Source organism: Brevibacterium antiquum, assembly GCF_016107655.1.
GTDB lineage: Bacteria > Actinomycetota > Actinomycetes > Actinomycetales > Brevibacteriaceae > Brevibacterium > Brevibacterium antiquum.
In genome coordinates this window covers 73,226-93,948 of the sequence record NZ_JABASX010000005.1, presented here as the reverse complement: position 1 = coordinate 93,948, position 20,723 = coordinate 73,226, and the positions used below count along the sequence as shown (strand labels likewise).

At 64.1% G+C, this 20,723-nt stretch carries 17 protein-coding genes; 6 read left to right on the top strand and 11 right to left on the bottom strand.

The features are described from left to right. The first annotated feature begins 28 nt into the window (after positions 1-28). Complete coding sequence (locus tag JFC13_RS09770; protein ID WP_092106854.1) at positions 29-838, top strand: purine-nucleoside phosphorylase; 810 nt, start codon at positions 29-31, stop codon at positions 836-838. Positions 839-940: 102 nt separating this feature from the next. Next, positions 941-2,839, top strand: a complete 1,899-nt coding sequence (locus tag JFC13_RS09765; protein ID WP_198396901.1) for a phospho-sugar mutase — start codon at positions 941-943, stop codon at positions 2,837-2,839. A gap of 212 nt (positions 2,840-3,051) precedes the next feature. On the opposite strand, the gene bioD is transcribed toward JFC13_RS09765, so the two are convergent. The 11 genes from bioD to JFC13_RS09710 form a co-directional block, all read right to left on the bottom strand. After that, complete coding sequence (bioD, locus tag JFC13_RS09760) at positions 3,052-3,819, bottom strand: dethiobiotin synthase (protein WP_198396900.1); 768 nt, start codon at positions 3,817-3,819, stop codon at positions 3,052-3,054. Beyond that, positions 3,816-4,949, bottom strand: a complete 1,134-nt coding sequence (locus JFC13_RS09755) for an 8-amino-7-oxononanoate synthase (RefSeq protein ID WP_198396899.1) — start codon at positions 4,947-4,949, stop codon at positions 3,816-3,818. The genes bioD and JFC13_RS09755 overlap by 4 nt, the downstream gene beginning before the upstream one ends. Then, positions 4,946-6,280: an adenosylmethionine--8-amino-7-oxononanoate transaminase gene (gene bioA, locus JFC13_RS09750; RefSeq protein WP_198396898.1), complete on the bottom strand. Its 1,335-nt coding sequence runs from the start codon at positions 6,278-6,280 to the stop codon at positions 4,946-4,948. The genes JFC13_RS09755 and bioA overlap by 4 nt, the downstream gene beginning before the upstream one ends. After that, positions 6,273-7,523 (bottom strand): biotin synthase BioB, encoded by a 1,251-nt coding sequence (bioB, locus tag JFC13_RS09745; protein WP_198396897.1) that lies wholly within the window; start codon positions 7,521-7,523, stop codon positions 6,273-6,275. Before bioB ends, bioA begins: the two co-directional genes overlap by 8 nt. A 334-nt stretch (positions 7,524-7,857) precedes the next feature. Further along, complete coding sequence (gene deoC, locus JFC13_RS09740; RefSeq protein WP_198396896.1) at positions 7,858-8,511, bottom strand: deoxyribose-phosphate aldolase; 654 nt, start codon at positions 8,509-8,511, stop codon at positions 7,858-7,860. Between the two features lie 85 nt (positions 8,512-8,596). Beyond that, on the bottom strand, positions 8,597-9,886 hold the full coding sequence (locus tag JFC13_RS09735) for a thymidine phosphorylase (protein ID WP_198396895.1): 1,290 nt from the start codon (positions 9,884-9,886) through the stop codon (positions 8,597-8,599). Positions 9,887-10,033: 147 nt separating this feature from the next. After that, entirely contained in the window at positions 10,034-10,528 is a 495-nt protein-coding gene (locus JFC13_RS09730; RefSeq protein ID WP_198396894.1) for a cytidine deaminase, read from the bottom strand. A 27-nt stretch (positions 10,529-10,555) separates the two neighbouring features. Next, complete coding sequence (locus JFC13_RS09725; protein ID WP_198396893.1) at positions 10,556-11,854, bottom strand: ABC transporter permease; 1,299 nt, start codon at positions 11,852-11,854, stop codon at positions 10,556-10,558. A 1-nt stretch (position 11,855) separates the two neighbouring features. Beyond that, positions 11,856-13,088, bottom strand: a complete 1,233-nt coding sequence (locus JFC13_RS09720; RefSeq protein WP_198396892.1) for an ABC transporter permease — start codon at positions 13,086-13,088, stop codon at positions 11,856-11,858. Then, entirely contained in the window at positions 13,085-14,683 is a 1,599-nt protein-coding gene (locus tag JFC13_RS09715) for an ABC transporter ATP-binding protein (RefSeq protein ID WP_198396891.1), read from the bottom strand. Before JFC13_RS09715 ends, JFC13_RS09720 begins: the two co-directional genes overlap by 4 nt. A 74-nt stretch (positions 14,684-14,757) precedes the next feature. Further along, positions 14,758-15,828, bottom strand: a complete 1,071-nt coding sequence (locus tag JFC13_RS09710) for a BMP family lipoprotein (protein ID WP_198396890.1) — start codon at positions 15,826-15,828, stop codon at positions 14,758-14,760. A 315-nt stretch (positions 15,829-16,143) separates the two neighbouring features. On the opposite strand from JFC13_RS09710, the gene JFC13_RS09705 reads away from it, so the two are divergent. The 4 genes from JFC13_RS09705 to JFC13_RS09690 all read left to right on the top strand — a co-directional run bounded on the left by JFC13_RS09705 (position 16,144) and on the right by JFC13_RS09690 (position 20,694). Beyond that, a complete protein-coding gene (locus JFC13_RS09705) occupies positions 16,144-17,973 on the top strand; it encodes an ABC-F family ATP-binding cassette domain-containing protein (protein ID WP_198396889.1) in 1,830 nt (609 codons plus the stop codon). A gap of 22 nt (positions 17,974-17,995) precedes the next feature. Next, positions 17,996-18,340, top strand: coding sequence for a TraR/DksA family transcriptional regulator (locus tag JFC13_RS09700; protein ID WP_198396888.1), 345 nt, complete (start codon positions 17,996-17,998; stop codon positions 18,338-18,340). 74 nt (positions 18,341-18,414) lie between these two features. Next, a complete protein-coding gene (locus JFC13_RS09695) occupies positions 18,415-19,446 on the top strand; it encodes an acyltransferase family protein (protein ID WP_198396887.1) in 1,032 nt (343 codons plus the stop codon). A 198-nt stretch (positions 19,447-19,644) separates the two neighbouring features. Beyond that, positions 19,645-20,694 carry a homocysteine S-methyltransferase family protein gene (locus JFC13_RS09690; protein WP_198396886.1) on the top strand — a complete coding sequence of 350 codons (1,050 nt, stop codon included), beginning with the start codon at positions 19,645-19,647 and terminating at the stop codon, positions 20,692-20,694. Positions 20,695-20,723 lie beyond the last annotated feature (29 nt).

Genomic DNA, 20,723 nt, shown 5'->3' with positions numbered 1-20,723 from the left:
GGGTCGAGAACTTGATAATCTTGGCGTCATGACTGACTTAAGCGATCCTACCGCCGCCGCCCGCGCCGCAGCCACGACCATCAACTCCAAAGCCGGCATCGAGGCCCATGACATTGCTCTCGTTCTCGGTTCGGGATGGGGCGGAGCAGCGGAGCTCCTCGGCGAGACGATCAGCGAGATCTCGGCCGCGGACGTCCCCGGCTTCCACGCGCCCGCCGTCGAAGGGCACGGCGCCACCCTGCGCACGATCCGGATCGAAGCCAGCGGCAAGCACGCTCTCGTCCTCGGTTCCCGCACCCACTACTACGAGGGCAAGGGCGTGCGCGCCGTCGCCCACGGGGTCCGCACCGCCGCTGCCGCCGGCTGTGAGAACCTGGTGCTCACCAACGGCTGTGGAGGGCTCAATCGCAATTGGGCCGCCGGCACCCCGGTCCTCATCTCCGACCACCTCAACCTCACCGGCACCTCCCCCATCGAAGGTGCGAACTTCGTCGACCTCACCGATCTGTACTCCCCGCGCATGCGTGCCATCGCGAAAGAGATCGACCCCAGCCTCGACGAGGGCGTCTACGCACAGTTCCGGGGACCGCACTACGAAACTCCCGCCGAGGTGCGCATGGCCGGAGTCCTCGGCGCCGACCTCGTTGGAATGTCGACCTCGTTGGAGGCCATCGCCGCACGTCAGGCCGGTCTGGAACTCATGGGCATCTCTCTGGTCACGAACCTGGCCGCCGGCATCCAGGAGACCCCGCTCTCCCATGCCGAGGTCATCGAGGCCGGAGTCGCAGCCGCACCGCGGATCTCACAGCTGCTCGCCGACATCGTCTCGAAGCTCTGAGCGAGCCCGGACACTCTGAGCAGCTGCTGCCCGAAGACGCACCGGCATCACTCGCCCGCCCAACCGCATCCCTCTCGCCGACAACACCGGACAAGGACAGACATGACCCGAGTAGCCGATCGCTTCAGCAACGGATTCGATGCCGACGTCGTCGAGGCATGGATCGCCGACGACCCCGACCAGCAGACAGCAACCACCCTGCGCACAATCCTCACCGCCGCGACGACCGGTGACGAAACGGCTCTGGCCGACCTCGAAGATCGCTTCGCCGGCCCCCTGACCTTCGGCACCGCGGGCCTGCGTGGAGAGATCGCGGCCGGACCGAACCGGATGAACCGCGCCGTCGTCATCCGCGCCGCAGCAGGTCTCTCCCGTTTCCTCCTGAACACCGTGGGCGAGGGATTCACTGTCGTCATCGGATGCGATGCTCGCTACAAGTCCTCAGACTTCGCGACCGACACAGCCGCCGTCGTCACGGCGGCCGGCGGTACCGCCATCCAACTGCCCGATCAGCTGCCCACTCCGCTGCTCGCCTTCGCCCTGTCCCACCTGCAGGCCGATGCCGGTGTCATGGTCACCGCCAGCCACAATCCGCCTACTGACAATGGCTACAAGGTCTACCTGGGCCAGCGTCCGCTGCTGGCGATCGAGACCAATCCGTCCGCCGCCCAGGCTGGTGCCGGTGCTCAGATCGTCAGTCCCGCTGATGCTCTCATCGCTGAGCAGATCGCGGCAGTCGAATCTGTGGCCTCGGTCCCGCGTGCCGAGTCCGGTTGGGAACACCTCGATGACTCAATCGTCGAGACCTACCTGGCTCGCATCGATGCTCTGGGGGTGAGAGCAGAGTCAGAGCTGTCTATCGTACTCACCTCGCTCCACGGTGTCGGAGCCTCCGTCGCCGAGGCGGCTCTGACACGCACCGGTTTCACCGATGTGCACCCGGTGCCCTCGCAGCAGGCTCCGGATCCGGACTTCCCGACGGTCTCGTTCCCCAACCCCGAGGAGGCGGGGGCCCTCGACGAATCCTATGCGCTGGCCCGCGAGGTCGGTGCCGAACTCGTCATCGCCAACGACCCCGATGCCGACCGGTTCTCCGCGGCCATTCCGGATGCCTCGACTGCGTCCGGGTACCGGCAGCTGTCCGGCGACGAGGTGGGTCTGCTGCTGGGCGAGGATGCCGCGGTCCGGCTGGCTGCCGGGACGCATCATGCGGCACAGCTCGGATCCTCGCCCGGCGCCTCGGATTCGGTCGAAACCGAGGCATCGGACGTCGTTGGCGGGGGTGCGGAATCACCTGCTCTGGTGTTTGCGAACTCGATTGTGTCCTCTCGAGGGCTGGCCTCAGCTGCCGCCAGTCATGGCTTCGCGGCGGCGAACACGCTCACCGGGTTCAAGTGGATCTCCCGCGTCGACGGCCTCGTCTTCGGCTACGAGGAGGCGCTGGGCTACTGCGTCGACCCGTCTGCGGTGCGCGACAAGGATGGAATCTCCGCGGCCGTAACCTTCGCAGCGCTGGTCTCGAGGCTGAAGGAACACGGGTCGAGCATCGAGGCAGAACTCGATCGGATCCGGAAGCGCGACGGCTTCTTCGCCACCGCCCCGCTGAGCTTTCGCCTCGACGATGTCTCTCTCATCGCTACGGCCATGGCGAAGCTGCGGGAGAATCCGCCGGTGTCCCTGGCCGGGTCTCCCGTCGTCGAAATCCACGACCTCTCAGCCGGTTACGGAGACATTCCTCCCACCGACGGGATCCTGCTGCTCTCGGAGTCGAACTCCCGAGTCATCATCCGGCCTTCGGGCACGGAGCCGAAGCTCAAGTGCTACCTCGAGGTCGTCGCCGAACCCTCCGAGCTGGAGGCCTCGATCCACGCCGACACCCGGGCCGCGGTCAGTGCAGGGATGCGGCTGCCGGTCACCTCGGCGAGTGCCTCCCTCACACCGGCCCTGACGGAGCGTCTGACCTCTATCAGCACCGAGCTCAAGGCCTTCTTCGGTCTCTGATCCGATACCTGACCCGGATGTTGGCACAAATTCTGATCATGGTGAGTGCCTCGAGGATTGGGCGCATCTCCAGTGGCTTGGAAGCGGCAGCCCCTCCCCAGTCAGGACTGCCGCGGCTCCTGCGAGGTTGAGTGCAATGACGACCAGCGCCAATTCAGAAGGTGGCTCGAACCTGCCTGATACACGTGTGAAGCAGCGCAGTCATATCTTTCTCACTGAGGCAGATGGAGCCAACCGGGTGCTTGTGCAGTGAACTCGCCGCGCCCGAGGCAGTGACCGGCTCCGACAGGAACCGCGCCGAGGATGGTGGCGATAGCGGACAGCGCAGAGCGATTGTCACGGTCGACCATCGGCGCAGGCTCGGGCCACGAGCCGATGATGATGCCGGTGACCGGAATCTGCCGACTCCTGAGCGCTTCGGCGGTCAGAGCGGTGTGGTTGAGGGTGCCCAGGCGCGAGCGGGCGACGATGACGGCACCGATGGAGTCTCTGTCGGCCGATAGGCAGGCGACGATGTCGGCGGCGGTATGGCCTCCGAAGTCGACGAGCACTCCCCCTGAGCCTTCGATGAGGACGTGGTCAGCACTGGTGCGTTCGGCAACTGTGCGGATGAGCTCTGCATGCTCGGCTGCGCTGGGCAGGATCGAAACTGCGCCGGCAGCAGAAGACACAGATCCGGCCGACTCCACGCGGGCAGCCGGAAGCGGAGCCATCGGCAGACGCAGTGTGATATTCGTGAACGTATGGATTCCGGTCAGCCGGGCAATGATCTGAGCGTCGGATTCGGTGACGACATCGCTGTAGTCGGCTTCAAGCTGCTCACGCTGAGGGTCGTCAGAGCCGATGTGCCCCGTCTGGATCGGCTTGCACATGACGACCCGCCGCCCGGCGGCTGTCAGCGTCGCGGCCAGCGCCGCAGCAGCGATAGTCTTGCCGACACCGGTGTCCGTTCCCGTGACGAGCAGGAAGCGCGGAATCACTGTGCTGCCGTCGAACCGCAGGCGTCGGTGATCGACCGGATCCGCTCACAGGCATGGGCCAGATCATCGGAGCTCAGACCAGCACGCGCGGTCGGCCGCACCCGCGTGATCCCATCAGGGACGGATGGCGGGCGGAAGCAGCCGACAAGGATCCCCTCCCTACGCAGCAGAGCGCGGGCTCGCACTCCGGATTCCGGAGTCGGCATCGGCACTGAGAGCACAGCGCCGGCAGGAATCGGCACGTCAAGCGCAGTTGCGAGTTGGGCGCGCGCAACTTCCATCGATGCCACCTTGTCGCGAGTGATGAGGCCAAGCGCTGCATGGGCAGCTGCCGCATTGGCCGGGGCGAGCCCGGTGTCGAAGATGAAGGAGCGGGCAGTGTTGACGGCGGCATCGCGGATGAGCTCGGAACCCAGCAGCGCTCCTCCCTGGGAGCCGAGCGACTTCGACAGGGTCGCAGTGACGACGAGCCGGTCACGGTGTTCGCTCAGGCCTGCGGCGGCGCCCATTCCGCTGTGTGCCTCGACACCGGCCACGCCGATCCCGTGAGCCTCGTCAACGAGCAGCAGAGCATCGTAGCGGGCGCAGAGTTGAAGCAGTCGCGGCAGATCGGCTGCGTCGCCGAGGACGGAGTAGATCGATTCGACGATCACGAGTGCCTCTGCCTGCTCACGATCGGCCAAGGCGGTTTCGACGGCGCTCGGATCGTTGTGGGCAACGACGGTCAGCGAGGCCTTCGTCAGGCGACAGGCGTCGATAAGTGAGGCGTGATTATGGGCGTCGGAGACGATGAGTGTGTCCGGCCCGGCCAAGGTCGTGACCGCGGCGATGTTGGCCAGATATCCGCTGGAGAACGTCACACATGCCGGGTGGCACAGCCGTTCGGCCAGCGCGGCTTCCAACCGATGATGGGCGGGTGTGGTTCCGGTGACGAGTCGCGAGGCCCTGGCTGAGGTGCCATAGCGTTCGATCGCCTCGATCGCCGCCGCACGCACGATCGGATGCTGCGAGAGGCCCAGGTAGTCGTTGGAGGCGAGGTCAAGTCCGTTGAGCGCCAGATCATTGCGGTCCAGATCGGCGGACCTGCGGCGTTCGGCTGCAGCGGCAAGGCGGGAGGCAATGGCATTCACTGCAGCTCTCCTTCGGAGTGCGCCGCGGCGGTTGCGACCATCGCTGCTGTGATCGTCTCCATCGTCTCCGGCGTCGAAATGTAGGGCGGCATCGTGTAGATGTGCTGCCGGAAGGGCCGCAGCCACACGCCATGCTCTGCGGCGATGCGCGTGGTGAGTCCGACATCGACCGGGCGGTCGAGTTCGATGACGCCGATGCCACCGGTCACACGCGCCTCGGTGACGTGCGCCAGCTGTCGCGCCGGGGCGAGACCGGATTCGAGAGCCGGAGAGATGCGGGCGATGGCCGGTTCCCAGCCGCTCGTGTCATCGGCGAAGAGCAGCCCGACCGAGGCGGTGGCTGCCGCGCAGGCCAGCGGATTGGCCATGAAGGTCGGTCCGTGCATGAGCGCCCGGTGAGAGGAGGCGGTGATGACCTCGGCTATCGGGCCGCTGCACATGAGGGCTGCCAGCGTAAGATAGCCGCCGGTCAGCGCTTTGCCCAGGCACATGACATCCGGGGTGATGCCGGCCGACCGGCAGGCGAAATCGGCGCCGGTGCGGCCGAAGCCGGTGGCGATCTCATCGGCGATGAGCACAGCGTCGATCTCGGTGGCGAGCCGCCGGAGCGCCCGCAAGGCGGCCGGATGATAGGGGCGCATACCGCCAGCGCCCTGAAAGAGGGGCTCGACGATGATACCGGCGAGTTCGGACCCATGCGCGTCGACGAGGTTCTCGGCCCGGGCCACCCATGCCTCGACTTCGGTGGTGGAAGCCTCGGGCAGCGGAGGGCGTGGCAGGAACAGCTGAGAGGCCAGCAGTCCGGCAAAATCGGCGTGCATCCCGCCAACCGGATCACATACGCTCATCGCTCCGCTCGTGTCACCGTGATAGGCGCCGTCGAGGGCGAGGAAACGTCCTCGGTCGCGTCCGCGAGCCCGTTGGTACTGGATGGCGAGCTTGAGCGCGACCTCGACCGAGACTGAGCCCGAGTCGGCCAGGTAGACATGGTCAAGTCCGGCCGGTGTGACCGCGACGAGACGCTCGGCCAGGTCGACGGCCGGCCCGTGAGTCAGACCGCCGAACATGACATGCGAGAACGAGCGAACTTGGGCTGTCAGTGCCGCGTCCATGACCGGGTGTCTGTAGCCGTGGACAACCGCCCACCACGAGCTCATTCCGTCCAGGAGCCGATGTGTCGTGCCGGACGCATCACACAGTTCCACGTAGGGACCGGCCGCACCTGTAACTGAAAAATGCGCCCCAGAATCGAGCGGACCATAGGGGTGCCACAGGAGACCGGCATCCCTCTCCAGCGTGCTCTGGGGGCCTGACCGTGCCGACTCAGGCATTGGGAGAGACCTCTGTGCCAGCACCGCGGCGACGGATCGTCGGAATCGTCACGCCCGAGTTGCCAGCCTCGTAACCGACAGGCGCCAGCGGTTTGCCGCACGGCAGTGTGCCAGCTGCGACTGGTGCCGGTGCAGTCTCGTACGATGCGCCGGTGCCGGCAGCGGACGCACCTTCGCCGTTCGCATGGCCGGGTGCTTCGCCGTCGAAGGCAGCCTGATGGGCTGCCCGGTGGGCCTTGAGCTCGTCACGCAGCTGCTGGGCACTCTCGGTGCCGACGATCTCGAACCCGCCGTCGACGATCATGTCGAGATCCTCTTCGGCAGCCTGACCCTCCGAAGTGAGGTAGTCGCCGAGGAACAGCGAATTGGCCACATTCAGCGACAGCGACTGCAGCGAACGCAGGTGCAATTCGCGGCCGCCGGCGATGCGCAGTTCGCGATCCGGGCACAGGAAGCGCACAGCGCACAGAATCCTCACGCAGTGCTGCGGGGTCAACGTGTTGGTGCCCTCTAACGGGGTGCCGTCGAAGGGGATGAGGAAGTTGACCGGGATCGAGTCGGAGTCGACGGCCTTGAGCGATTCGATCGCCTCGATGATCTGGTCGTTCGTCTCGCCCAAACCGACGAGGAGTCCCGAGCACGGGGAGAGCCCGGCGCCGCGAGCCCTGTCGACGGTGTCGACCCGGTCGGCAAAGGTGTGCGTCGAGCAGATGTCGGCGTAGAGGGACTCAGCGGTGTTGAGGTTGTGGTTATAAGCATCGACCCCGGCCTCTTTGAGGCGCTGCGCCTGGCCATCCTTGAGGAATCCGAGACAAGCGCAGACCTCGACGTCGGGAGTGGCAGATTTGATCTCCTCGACCATTCCCGAGACGCGCTCGACATCCCGGTTCGACGGACCGCGGCCGGAGGCGACGAGACAGACGCGCGAGGCACCTCCAGCCAGGCCGAACTCCGCCTGGCGCTTGGCCTCCTCCTTGGGCAGCCAGGAATACTTGAGGATCTCCGCTTCGGAGCCTAGGCGCTGCGAGCAGTAGCTGCAGTCCTCCGGACACAGCCCGGACTTGAGGTTGACGAGGTAGTTGACCTTGATGCGCTTGCCGAAGTGCTCGCGTCGCAGCCGGGCTGCGGCTGCGACGATGTCGAGCAGATCCTCATTCGGGGACGACAGGATCGCGCGGGCATCGGAGGCGGTGGCCGGGGTGCCGGAGAGCACACGCTCGGCGAGTGACAAGTAGTTGACCATGAACCAATTATTGAACACTGTTCAGGAGCGAGCAAAATCGAGCTCTACGGACGCAGCCGCATCCGCCACCTCCAGAGGCCCTCCGCCTTCGGAATGATCAATGGCCGGAACGTCGGTGAACAAAGTGCCACTCGGCTCACCACCGGTGGTGAGCGTCTCCATCCGTCTGATGGCGTGGCAGGACTTCTTCGGGCTCTGAGTGTAGGCGCAGCGAGCGGGGAACAGCAGCCGCAGCCCGGACACATACAGTCGAAGTCAGATTGAGTTGGTTGCAACCAACTCAATCTGACTTCGACTGTAGAAAGCGCGCGGGCAGGAGCCGCCTTGGAAACGCTCAGTCGCTGAGTCCTCCGAGGATCCCAGCGGATCCCGACAGCCCGAGACGCGAGGCTCCCGCGGCGATCATCTCTTCTGCGGCTTCGACGGTGCGGATCGCGCCTGAGGCCTTGACGCCGAGGCGATCGCCCACGGTTTCGCGCATGAGCGAGACCGCGTGTGCGCTGGCTCCGCCTGCGGGGTGGAAGCCGGTGGAGGTCTTGACGAAGCCTGCCCCTGCAGCTTCGGCGCGGCGGCAGGCCTCGACGATCTGCTCGTCGCTGAGCGCCGCGGACTCGATGATGACTTTGACCAGGGCCTTTCCGCTGGCATCGACGACTCCGCGGATATCGGCCTCCAGCGCATGGAAGTCACCAGCGATGGCCTGACCGATGTTGATGACCATGTCGACTTCGTCGGCACCCTCGGAAACGGCTTGGGCAGCCTCGGCGGCCTTGATCTCTGGCTTGACCTGACCGCTGGGGAAACCGACGACCGTGGCGACGACGAGGTCGCCGGAATCGGTGACGGGAAGCATCGACGGGGAGACGCAGATCGCGAGCACACCGAGGTCCTTCGCCTCCGACACGAGTGCTTCCACATCTGCAGGCGTGGCTTCGGGCTTGAGCAGCGTGTGGTCGATGATCGCTGCGACTTCGGCTCTGCTGGTCATGTGGTTGTCCTCCAAGGTGGATGGTGCGGTGTGATTCGTACTGCATGAGTTGGTACTACGGTGATGCAATGCGCGTGACGGCGGCTCAGGTGATCTTCTCGAGCACGATCGTCTCGGAGACCGCGCTGAGGTCGCCTCCGATCTCGACGGCATCCTCGAGAGATTCGATCGCTCGGGCGAAGCGTTCCGGGGTCGCCGTGTGCAGGGTCATCAGCGGCTGGCCCGCGCGCACTGCATCTCCGGGTTTGGCGTGGAGTTCGATGCCGGCCACGTCCTGGACCGGGTCCTCCTTGCGTGCTCGTCCGGCACCCAGGCGCCAGGAGGCGACTCCCACGGACAGTGCATCGAGCCGACTGAGGACGCCGGACGCAGGCGCCGTGATGACTTCGGTGTGCTCGGCGACGGGCAGCGCGGCGTCGGGGTCACCGTTCTGGGCCCGGATCATCTTCTTCCACATGTCCATCGCCCGACCGTCACCCAGTGCAGCGCGCACATCGACGTCGGTCTTACCGGCCAGACGCAGCATCTCCTCGGCCAGGGCCACAGTCAGGTCCACGACGTCGGAGGGTCCGCCGCCGGCGAGGACCTCGACGGACTCACGGACCTCGAGGGCGTTGCCGACTGTGAGCCCCAGGGGTGTGGACATGTCGGTCAGCAGCGCCGAGGTCCTGACCCCGGCCGCCTGACCCAGATCGACCATGGTCCGTGCCAGCTTCTGTGCCTTGGCCAGGTCTTTCATGAAGGCTCCGGATCCCACCTTGACGTCGAGGACGAGGCCCTCGGTGCCCTCCGCGATCTTCTTCGACATGATCGAGGAGGCGATAAGTGGAATGCAGTCGACCGTTGCGGTGGTGTCGCGCAGTGCATAGAGCTTCTTGTCCGCAGGAGCTAAGCCGGAGCCTGCGGCGCAGATGACCGCGCCGAGGTCCTCGAGCTGGTCGAGGATGGCCTCATTGCTCAGACCCGCCTGCCAGCCGGGAATGGACTCGAGCTTGTCCAGGGTGCCCCCGGTGTGGCCCAAACCGCGACCCGAGAGCTGTGGGACGGCGACGTCGAAGACGGCGACGAGTGGAGCGAGAGGCAGGGTGATCTTGTCCCCGACACCCCCTGTCGAATGCTTGTCCGAGGTCGGGCGTGACAGGGATGAGAAATCCATCCGCTCGCCCGAGGCGATCATCGCCTGCGTCCAGTCCGCGATCTCGCGAGGTTCCATGTCGTTGATGAAGATCGTCATGGCCAGCGCGGCCATCTGCTCATCGGCGACGACACCGCGGGTGTAGGCATCGATCACCCAGTCGATCTGCTCTCTGCTCAGGGTGCGGCCATCGCGCTTGGCGGCGATGACGTCGACGGCATCGAATGCCTCTACGCTCACAGTGTCAGTCCTTCGTTCTTCGAGTGTGGCCGACGACCCGGCCACTGGGGTGGCCGAAGTGCCGGCCACTGGGGTGACCGTTCTGGTGGTCACCATTGATCGCCGAGGTGGCGCTGGGATCGCGGGGCCACCTCGGCGATATCGGGGTCAGTGCTTGGCGGAGCCTGCGCCCGGCGCATCACCGCTCAGATGATCTGGTCCGAAGGCATCGGGCAGCACAACTGACATGGGAGCCCTGCCGCTGGGCATGTTGAGCATCATCTCGGTGCCGCCGTGTTCGAACAGGAGCTGCCGGCAGCGTCCGCACGGGGCCAAGGTCGCCCCCGCACCATCGACGCAGTCGAATGCCACGATCCGGCCTCCGCCGGACATGAACAGATCGGAGACGAGTGAGCATTCTGCACACAGCGTCACCCCGAACGAGGCATTCTCGATATTGGCGCCGCTGACGATTCGACCGTCATCGACGAGTGCGGCCGCGCCCACGGGATAGGACGAATACGGAACGTATGCGCAGCGCATCGCTCTCATCGCCTCATCTCGCAGCAGCGACCAGGTGCCCTCGCTCAGGTCGTCGACCGAAACGGGGGTGGGTTCCACGCTCCACACGTGTTCAGAGGCTTCGACATCTGCAGAAGTCATAGGGGATACCTCTCTCTTAGGGTTGGACTATTTCACGTACGGCACGCCTTCGGCCGCCGGTGGGCGAACCCGGCCGACGAAACCGGCGACGGCGAGAACCGTGACGATGTAGGGAAGCATGAGCAGCAGCTCGTTGGCCACCGGAGTTCCGATGGACTGCAGAGTGTTGCCCAAGCTCTTGGAGAAGCCGAACAGCAGGGCAGCAAGCAGGGCACCCTTCGGGTTCCACTTGCCCAGGATCATCGCCGCAAGGGCGATGTATCCCTGTCCGGCCGACATCTCTTTGCCGAATGCCAGGCCCGATCCGACGGTGAAGAAGGCACCGCCTAGGCCTGCGATGGCACCGGCCATGAGGGTATTGCGCACGCGGGTGAAGTTGACCTTGATGCCCACTGTGTCGGCTGCCTTCGGGTGTTCGCCCACGGCCCGCATCCGCAGCCCCCACTTCGAGCGGAACACGAAGATCTGGAGGGCGATGACGACGACGTACATGATGTAGACGAGGATGTTCTGGTCGAAGAGCACCCGCCCCAGGATGGGGATGTCCGACAGCAGCGGGATCGGCAGGTTAGGCAGCTGCTGCCGGGAGTTCCACAGGCCCGGGTTCTGTGTGAGGACCGTCGAGTAGAGGAAGCTGGTGACACCGACGACGAGGACGTTGAGTACGACGCCGATGATGATCTGGTTGACCCAGTACTTCACCGCGAAGAATGTGAGGACCACAGCCACCAGCGCGCCGGCGATCGGGGCTGCAAGCAGACCCGCATAGGGGTTCTTGACCACTGAGGCGACGACCGCGGCGAGGAAGGCACCGGCCAGCAGCTGACCTTCGATGGCGATGTTGATGATGCCGGAGCGTTCGCCGACGAGCCCGCACATGGCGCCGAAGATCAGCGGCACGGACAGTGCCAGGGCGCCAGCCAGCAGCGTGGTCAGGGGGATCACGCCGCCGCTGCCGCCGCCTGCCCAGGCCAGGAAGGACACGACGAAGAGGATGCCGAAGACCATCGGGAACCATCCGGCCAGGGTGATCCGCTTCAGGGCGAGGTAGATCGAGGCTGCGGCCATGACCACGAGGATGAGCGAGAGGACCAGTCCGGCTACGGTCGAGGACACGACGACATCGGGAATGGCGAAGAGGTCTCCGCCGGTCGCGATCCGGAATGTCGTCTCTCCGTCACGGCCGATGAGGCCGAAGAAGATGAGCGAGACGAGGGCCAGGATCGAGTAGGTGATCGGGAACTTCCACGCGATCGGGGTCAGTGCCTTGGACTGTGCCGAGGACTTCGCTGCCGGTGTCGCAGCGGCGGTGTTCTGAGCGCTCATGTCAGGCCTCCTTCCGCTTGAGCACCGGTGTGGGCAACCGGAAGATCGACCTCACGAGTGGTGGTGCCGCGATGAGCAGGACGATGACGGACTGCACGACGAGAACGATGTCGATCGGCGTCCCGGTCTGGGACTGCATGAGGTAGCCGCCGGCCTTGAATGCGCCGAACAGGAGACCTGCCAGGAACGTCCCCAAGGGTTTGGACCGTCCCAGCAGGGCCACGGTGATGGCGTCGAAGCCGATCGACCCGCTGATTCCGCCGGTGAGTTTGAATTCCGTGCCGAGTACCTGAGCCGCTCCGCCGAGTCCGGCGAGTGCGCCGGCGACGATCATCACGAGGATCGTCACCTTCGACACGGAGATACCTGCGGTTCGCGCCGCGTGCGGGTTGGCACCGACGGCCTTGAACTCGAAGCCGATCGTTGAGCGTTCGAGCAGCCACCACACGAAGATCGTTGCCAGGATGGCGATGATGAATCCGACATGCAGACGGAAGGGTGGCGGCAGCAGCAGGAACATCTGTGACGAATCGTCAAGCATCCGCGACTGCGGGTTCGCCGAGTTGGTGTGGGTGAACCAGCTCTGCTTGAGCAGGTAGCCCAACAGGTAGCCGGCGATGGAGTTGAGCATGATCGTCACGATCACCTCGTTGGCTCCGGTGCGTGCCTTGAGCACACCCGCGATGCCGGCCCAGATCGCACCGCCGATCATGCCGCCGATGGCTGCGATGAGCATATGCACGACGGGTGGCAGGTGGAGGGCATAGCCGAGGTAACCGGCGATGGTGGCGCCGAGGATGACCTGGCCCTGACCGCCGATGTTGAATAGTCCCGAGCGGAAGGCCAGGGCGATGCCGAGGCCTGTGAGGATGAGCGGGGTGCCGCTGACCAGGGATTCGGTCAGGGGGCGGATCGCACGTTCTGTGGTGCGGGCATCCCAGTCGAAGATCGCGCCGCGAAACAGCGCCGAATAGGCTTCCCCGACAGTGGAGAACAGGGTCGAGAAGAAGACCCCGGGGGCGGCGAAGATGTTCATCGCCGCTTCGACGACTTCCGCGTTCGACACGGCGATGAGGACTCCGCCGAGGAGGAGAGCGACCACGATGGCCAGCACCGAGACCAACCAGGAACCGGACAGGACGTCCTGCAGCAGATTCGGTTCCTTGCCCGGTTCCGCTTCGGCGCTCGGTGGTGGAGCCGGCGATGGTGCCGCCGGGGAGATGTCAGTTGTCATTTCGTCTCCTCCGCCGAGGTGGTGGCTGAGTTCTCTTCAGGTGCCGCGGTGGCGGCGTCGCTCTTCTCAGGTGCCGCGGTGGCGGCGAGGGCTTCGTCTGCAGGGACGCCTGCCATCATCAGGCCCAGGGCTTCACGTGAGGTCTCGGCACCGACGATGCCGACGATGCGACCCGAGTACATGACCGCGATCCGATCGGCGAGTCCGTAGACCTCATCGAGTTCCGTCGAGACGATGAGGCATGGTGTGCCGGCATCGCGTTCGGCGATGACACGTTTGTGGACGAATTCGATCGAACCGACGTCGAGGCCACGGGTGGGCTGGCTGGCGATGAAGAGGCGCAGGTCGCGGCCGAGCTCACGGGAGAGGACGACCTTCTGCTGGTTGCCTCCCGACAGCGTCGCGATCGGGTCGACGACGCTGCCGAGGCGGATGTCGAACTCCTCGACCTTCTTCTTCGCCTCGTCATTGATGACCGCGGACTTGAGGTTGAGGCCCTTGGCGTAGGGAGGACGGTCGTAGACGTCGAGGATCATGTTCTCGCGGATCGTGAACTCGGCGATGATGCCGTCGGTGGACCGATCCTCAGGAACGAAGCCGATGCCAGAACCCAGACGGTCCTTGACGGACTTGCCGACGAGGTCCTTCCCATCGAGGGTGATCGAACCCAATCTGGGATCTGTCAACCCGATGATCGTTTCGGCCAACTCCGTCTGACCATTGCCCTGGACGCCGGCGACGGCGAGGATCTCACCACGGCGGACGTCGAAGCTGACATCGTCGACGACGACGTTCTCGGCCTTGTCGACGACGGTCAGACTGCGGACCTGGAAGGTGGCGTCACCGGGATCGGCGGCATCCTTCTCTGTCGTCAGGGATACGTGACGGCCGACCATCTGGCTGGCCAGCTCCGCCTCGGTGGAATCAGGGGAGGCAACGCCTGTGATCTTGCCGCGGCGGATGACGGTGATGGAGTCCGCGATCGCCCGGACCTCACGCAGTTTGTGGGTGATGAACACGATCGAGGTGCCCTGCTCCTTGAGCTGGCGCATGATCGAGATGAGCTCATCGGTCTCCTGCGGGGTGAGCACCGCGGTGGGCTCATCGAGGATGAGGATCTTCGCGTTGCGCGACAGAGCCTTGATGATCTCCACACGCTGCTGGGCACCGACCGGGAGGTCCTCGATGAGGGCGTCGGGGTCGATGTTGAAGTTGAAGCGGGAAGAGATCTCCCGGACCTTCTTCCGCGCCTCGGCGAGGTCGATGAGTCCCATGGACTTCGTCGGCTCATAGCCCAACGCCACCGACTCGGCGACGGTGAACACGGGCACAAGCATGAAGTGCTGGTGGACCATGCCGATCCCGGCAGCCACAGCATCACCCGGACCGGCGAAGGTCACAGGCTTGTCGTCGAGGAGGATCTCTCCCCCGTCGGCGTCGTAGAGTCCATAGAGGACGTTCATCATGGTGGATTTTCCGGCGCCGTTCTCACCCAACAGGGCGTGGATCTCGCCCGGTTCGATGGTGAGATCGATGTGGTCGTTGGCCACGAACGATCCGAACACCTTCGTCATCCCGCGAAGCTCGAGTTTCACTGCTTCCGGTACTCCTCACAAATTCGAAAACTGCAGGGCCGAAACCACTCGGCCCTGCAGTTTAACCTATTCGCTTATTTGGGTGTGCTCTCGGATTCCACGGTCAGCGATCCGTCGATGATCTGCTTCTTGAGCTCTTCGACCTTCTTCTTCACGTCCTCGGGAACCTTGTCCTCGAAGTCGTGGTAGGGAGCAAGTCCGACGCCTTCGTTCTCCAGCGTGCCGACGTAGGGCTCGGAGCTGAACTTGTCCTTCTGGGCTTCGGCGACGGTGTCCTCGACCGCGTTGGCGATCTGCTTGACCACCGAGGTGAGGATGATGTCACCGTATTCCGTGGATTCGTATCCGTCGGAGTCGACCCAGATGAGTTTGACGTCCTTGGCTTCCTTCGCAGCCGCGGCTGCACCCAGTCCGACAGGACCGGCGACGGGCATGACGACGTCGGCGCCCTGAGAGATGAGCTGCTTGGTCAGCGCCTGGCCCTGCCCTTGGTTCTCGAAGTCACCGGAGAACGAGCCGTCCTGCTTCTCCTTGTTCCAGCCGAGGAGCTTGACGTCCTTCTTGTTCTCTTCGTTGAATTTCTTGACACCGTCAGCGAACCCGTCCATGAAGATGGTGACCGAGGGGATCTGAATGCCGCCGAAGGTGCCGACCTTGCCGGACTCCGACGAAGCCGCAGCCACATAGCCGGCGAGGTAGGCGGCCTCAGCCGTGTTGAAGACAACAGGCTTGGCGTTGTCGATGGTGACTGGATTGCCGTCAGCATCGGAGAAGGTGGAGTCGATGAGAGCGAAGTTGAGGTCAGTATTGGCCTCAGCAGCCTCTTGGATCGCGTCCTCGAGCAGGAACCCGACACCGAAGGTGAGGTTGCAGCCGGCCTGGACCATGTTGTCGACGTTGGGCTTGAAGTCCGCGTCGCCCTGAGACTCCGCGTCCTTCTCCTCGATACCGAGGTTCTTCACCGCGTTCTCCAGGCCCTCCTTGCCGGACTGGTTGAACGACTGGTCGTCCCAGCCACCGGAGTCCGAGACCATGCAGCCAAGGAAGTCCTCAGCCTTTGAGTCGCCGCTGTCTCCCGAGCCACAGGCAGAGAGCACGAGGGCAGATGCGGCGGCAATCGACACCGCAGATACGAGCTTCTTCACGTTTACTCTTTTCTCAAGTTTCTCACGACCAACAATGGTGTCGATCGAGGCACAGAGTCCTCCGCCGAATTTGTGAAACCACTGGATGATCACTCATATTTCAATGAATTTTCCGTCAGTCTAATTCACCTCAGACCGATAACAGGGTCCACTAGCATCTGAATCGTCGACACCGATATGAAAACGCAACATAACTTCATGTTCGCTCTGCCTCACCCGGCGCTCGACCATCCCGGGCACCGACTCCGTCCCCGGTCCCCCGACTGCCCGCCCATGCTGGCCCCGGCCCCCTTGTGCACTAAACTAGAAGGCGATATGGCACATCTTCTCGGGGCTGAAGCCCTGCACCTCGAATACCCCACCCGCATCGTCTTCGACTCGGTTACGCTCGGTGTCGACGCCGGAGACATGATCGGCATCGTCGGCCGCAACGGCGACGGCAAGTCCAGCCTGTTGGGCATGCTCGCCGGCACCATCGAACCCGATTCCGGCCGCGTGACCTACCGCGGCGGAATGCGCCTGGGCATGCTCAGCCAGCGCGACACCATGGACTCCGAAGCGACCGTCGGCTATTCCGTCGTCGGCGACATGGACGACCACGAATGGGCCCGCGACGCCAAAGCCCGCGACATCATCGCCGGTCTCATCGCCGACCTGGACTGGAACGCCACAGTCGGCAGCCTCTCCGGAGGCCAGCGCCGACGAGTGGCTCTGGCGGCACTGCTCATCGAAGACTGGGACCTGCTCATCCTCGATGAGCCCACCAACCACCTCGACGTCGACGGCATCTCGTGGCTGGCCAAGCACATCAGGAACCGCTGGTCGAAGAACTCCGGTGCTCTGCTGCTGGTGACTCACGACCGGTGGTTCCTCGACGAGGTCTGCAACAAGACGTGGGAAGTCCACGACCAGATCGTCGAACCCTTCGAAGGCGGATACGCCGCCTATGTCCTCCAACGCGTCGAACGCGACCGAATCGCTGCCGCAACCGAACAGAAGCGCCAGAACCTCATGCGCAAAGAACTGGCATGGCTGCGCCGAGGTGCTCCAGCCCGGACTTCGAAGCCGAAGTTCCGGATCGAGGCGGCAAACCAGCTCATCGCCGATGTCCCGGAGGTGCGCAATCCGATCGAACTGAAGAAGATGGCGACGGCCCGACTCGGTAAGGACGTCGTCGACCTCCTCGATGTGTCACTGAGCTTCGGGGATCAGCAGATCCTTGACAATGTCACCTGGCGCATCGGCCCCGGCGAACGCACCGGAATCCTGGGGCCCAACGGTGCCGGCAAGTCGACCCTGCTCAGCCTCATCTCCGGTGAACTCGAACCGGATGAGGGCAGAGTCAAGCGCGGGAAGACCGTGAAGGTAGGTGTCCTCGACCAGCAGTTCAAGGAACTCGACGCCATCGCCGGACAGAAGGTCCGCGAGGTGCTGTCGGAGTCGAAGACGAGCTTCAACATCGAGGGCAAGGACTACACACCGGCACAGCTGCTGGAGCGCCTCGGCTTTGCCAAAGAGCATCTCTCGGCCCGAGTCAAGGAACTCTCCGGAGGGCAGAAGCGCCGCCTGCAGCTCTTGCTGCTGCTCATGTCCGAACCCAATGTCATCATCCTCGATGAGCCCACCAACGACGTCGACTCCGATATGTTGGCGGCGATGGAGGACCTCCTCGACTCCTGGCCGGCTACCCTGATCGTCGTCTCCCACGATAGGTACCTGCTCGAACGCGTCACCGATCAGCAGTACGCGATCCTCGATCACGGTCTGCGGCACGTGCCCGGCGGCGTCGACGAATATCTGAAGCTGCGCGCTGAGGACGCCAAATCCGGCGGATCGAAGGGAACTGTCACCGGTCGAGGTGCAGGGAACTCCGGCTCGGGCAGTGCGAATTCGTCTGCTGATTCGGGCGCAGACGCTCTCTCCGGAGCCGAGGCCCGAGCGGCGAAGAAGGAAGTCTCCTCGATCGAGCGTCGTATGGACAAGCTGAGCAAGCGCATCGCCCGTGCCCACGATGAGATGGCCGACCACGACCAGACCGACTTCGAAGGGCTGCAGAAGCTCACCTCTTCCCTGCAGGAGCTCAAGGACGAAATGACCGAGTTGGAGGAGCGCTGGCTCGAAGCCAACGAGGCTCTGGACGCCTGATGATGAACGGCGAGGAGGGCTGATGGCCGATTCCGATCGAGTGCGGGAGCTCCTGCATGCAGAAGATGCCGCGACCAGGCGGCTCATCGCCACACTGTCCTCGGACATCAAAGATCTCTCGGCGGCACGCGAGGGTGACAACAGCGACGACGAGCACGACCCTGAAGGTTCGACTCTCGCCTTCGAACGATCACAGGCGGACACCTTGCTGCGCCAGTCCGAGGAGCGCCTGATCGCCATCGCCGAGGCGGAGCAGAGGCTTGAGCGCGGCACCTTCGGAATCTGCACGAACTGCGGAAACCCCATCCCCGAGGTGCGGTTGGAGATTCGGCCCTACGCGCCGACCTGCGTCGCCTGCGCAAGCTGAACAGCCCCTGGATTCCGTCTTAGGGCGCGATGAGATCTTTCTGCTTCGAGGCACGGACACGCTATCGTGGCGTGGTGCCCATACGAGATCACCGACTGGACCGCGCCAAAGGCATCCTCATCTTCACTGTCGTCCTCGGCCACCTGCTGGCCAGGACATCACCGTGGGGTGACGATGTCCTTCGTGCGCCGATGTACCTCATCTATTCGTTCCACATGCCGGCCTTCGTCTTCCTGGCCGGCATCACAGCGAAGTCGACGAGGCTGCCCGAACGCGTCCTGACCTTCCTAGTCCTGCTGTTCACCGTCCTGCCTCTGATGTGGGGATGGATGTGGGTCTTCGACCTCAATCCTGACTACAGTTTCCTCACCCCGTTCTGGTACACATGGTTCCTGCTGTCGATGGCGTGCTGGATCATCACCGTGCCGTTCATCGAACGATTCCCACGAACGATCCTTGTCACCTCGGTGGTGGTGGGGCTCTTCGGTGGAATTCTGCCGATCCTCGACACGGAACTCTCGGCGTCACGGTCCATGATCTTCTGGCCCTTCTTCGTCATCGGCAAGCTCTACGGCAAGCAGATTCTCAACTGGGCCGGCAGCCTGCGCATCTGGCAGAAGCTGTTCTTCACGGCGACTGCTTTCGGCGCGATCGGCTACTTCTACCTCGATGAGGTCTACTACAAGTGGTTCTACGGCAGCCTCAACTTCGCCCACTTCGATGTCAGCATCCCCGAGGGCGTCGGCATCCGCCTCATCGTCGACATCGGCGCACTGCTGATGACATTGGCGTTGCTCATGTGGGTCGGCGACAAAGACACCATCATCGCGAAGATCGGCCGGAACAGCCTGGCTGTCTATGTCCTCCACGGGTTCGTCGTCCGCGGTCTCCAACCTCTCCTCGGTGATGTCGAGGACGTGATCAGCGCTCCACTGATCTTCGTCCTCTGCCTCGCAGTGGCACTTCTGACCACATATGTGCTGTCGTGGGCCCCGTTCGAGAAAGCCCTGCGCTGGTACTCCTCGACCGTGACCCGGTTGCTGCTCGCACCGTTTGCGTCATTGCGCCCGAAACCCGGCAGACACTCGGAGAAGGCCTCTTCGTAGGCATATCCCACACCGGAACGAATCCCGCGCCGAAACGAATCTTCGGAGTCGCTGAGAGTGATTCTGAGCGTCATATGACAGAATTAAGTCGATGTGACGTCGGTAACATTTCCAAAGATGGTTATATGCGTAGAGTTCGGGCCACCAGCCTGAGCGAGCTCAATCGCCTGTCCTCTACCTTCCGTACGGAGAGCACTCATGACTCAGTCCAACCCATTGACCCAACGCCTCGATGCCGGACCAGTGATCTGCGCCGAGGGATTCCTGTTCGAACTCGAAAAGCGCGGCTACCTGTCCGCCGGAGAGTTCGTGCCCGAGGTCGCCCTCGAGTTCCCCGACGCTCTGCGCTCCCTTCACGTGGATTTCCAGCGTGCCGGCTCGGACATCGTCGAGGCCTTCACCTACAACGGACACCGCGAGAAGATGCGGGTCATCGGCAAGGAGGATCTGCTCGAACCCCTCAACCGCTCCGCCCTGCAGATCGCCCGTGGCGTTGCCGATGCCAAGCCCGGCAACTTCATGGCCGGAAACATCTCGAACTCCAACATCTGGGATCCCGAGAACACCGATCGCCAGGCCGAGGTCCGTGCCATGTTCACCGAGATGGTGGGCTGGGCCGTGGATGAAGGCGCCGACCTCATCATCGGTGAGACCTTCTACTTCGCCGGCGAAGCCATTGCTGCAGCCGAAATCGCCAAGGCCAGCGGACTGCCCGTCGTCCTCACCCTCGCCCCCATGGCCTTCCAGGAGATGGCCGATGGCGTCGGCATCGTCGAGACCGCACAGAAGCTCGAACAGCTGGGCGTCGACGTCGTCGGCCTCAACTGCTTCCGTGGACCCGCGACGATGCTGCCGTGGCTGAACGAGATTCGCGCGGCAGTGTCCTGTCACGTCGGCGCCCTGCCCATCCCCTACCGCACGACCGAGGATGAGCCCACGTTCTTCAACCTCTCCGATCCCCGCGCCGAGGTGGCTTCCCCGCACGGTCGCACCTTCCCCACAGCTCTCGACCCGCTGCAGACGAATCGCTACGAGATCGGCGCCTTCGCGAAGGACGTCTATGACCTGGGCGTCAACTACATCGGCGTGTGCTGCGGCGCGACTCCGATGCACATCCGTGAGGTCGCCGAAGCGGTCGGACTGACCACCGATGCCAGCCGGTTCTCGGAGAACATGAAGAACCATTTCATGTACGGAGACAACGAACGCCTCGCGAAGAACGTCGTCGCGCTCGGCTCCACCGCCTGAGGCAGGCAATCAGCAGCACCGTCTGCACG

Excerpts from the sequence above, each read along its gene's own strand:
- JFC13_RS09770 (WP_092106854.1), top strand. The coding sequence starts at position 29 with ATGACTGACTTAAGCGATCCTACCGCCGCCGCCCGCGCCGCAGCCACG.
- JFC13_RS09765 (WP_198396901.1), top strand. The coding sequence starts at position 941 with ATGACCCGAGTAGCCGATCGCTTCAGCAACGGATTCGATGCCGACGTC.
- bioA (WP_198396898.1), bottom strand. The coding sequence starts at position 6,280 with ATGCCTGAGTCGGCACGGTCAGGCCCCCAGAGCACGCTGGAGAGGGAT.
- bioB (WP_198396897.1), bottom strand. The coding sequence starts at position 7,523 with ATGGTCAACTACTTGTCACTCGCCGAGCGTGTGCTCTCCGGCACCCCG.
- deoC (WP_198396896.1), bottom strand. The coding sequence starts at position 8,511 with ATGACCAGCAGAGCCGAAGTCGCAGCGATCATCGACCACACGCTGCTC.
- JFC13_RS09730 (WP_198396894.1), bottom strand. The coding sequence starts at position 10,528 with ATGACTTCTGCAGATGTCGAAGCCTCTGAACACGTGTGGAGCGTGGAA.
- JFC13_RS09725 (WP_198396893.1), bottom strand. The coding sequence starts at position 11,854 with ATGAGCGCTCAGAACACCGCCGCTGCGACACCGGCAGCGAAGTCCTCG.
- JFC13_RS09720 (WP_198396892.1), bottom strand. The coding sequence starts at position 13,088 with ATGACAACTGACATCTCCCCGGCGGCACCATCGCCGGCTCCACCACCG.
- JFC13_RS09705 (WP_198396889.1), top strand. The coding sequence starts at position 16,144 with ATGGCACATCTTCTCGGGGCTGAAGCCCTGCACCTCGAATACCCCACC.
- JFC13_RS09700 (WP_198396888.1), top strand. The coding sequence starts at position 17,996 with ATGGCCGATTCCGATCGAGTGCGGGAGCTCCTGCATGCAGAAGATGCC.
- JFC13_RS09690 (WP_198396886.1), top strand. The coding sequence starts at position 19,645 with ATGACTCAGTCCAACCCATTGACCCAACGCCTCGATGCCGGACCAGTG.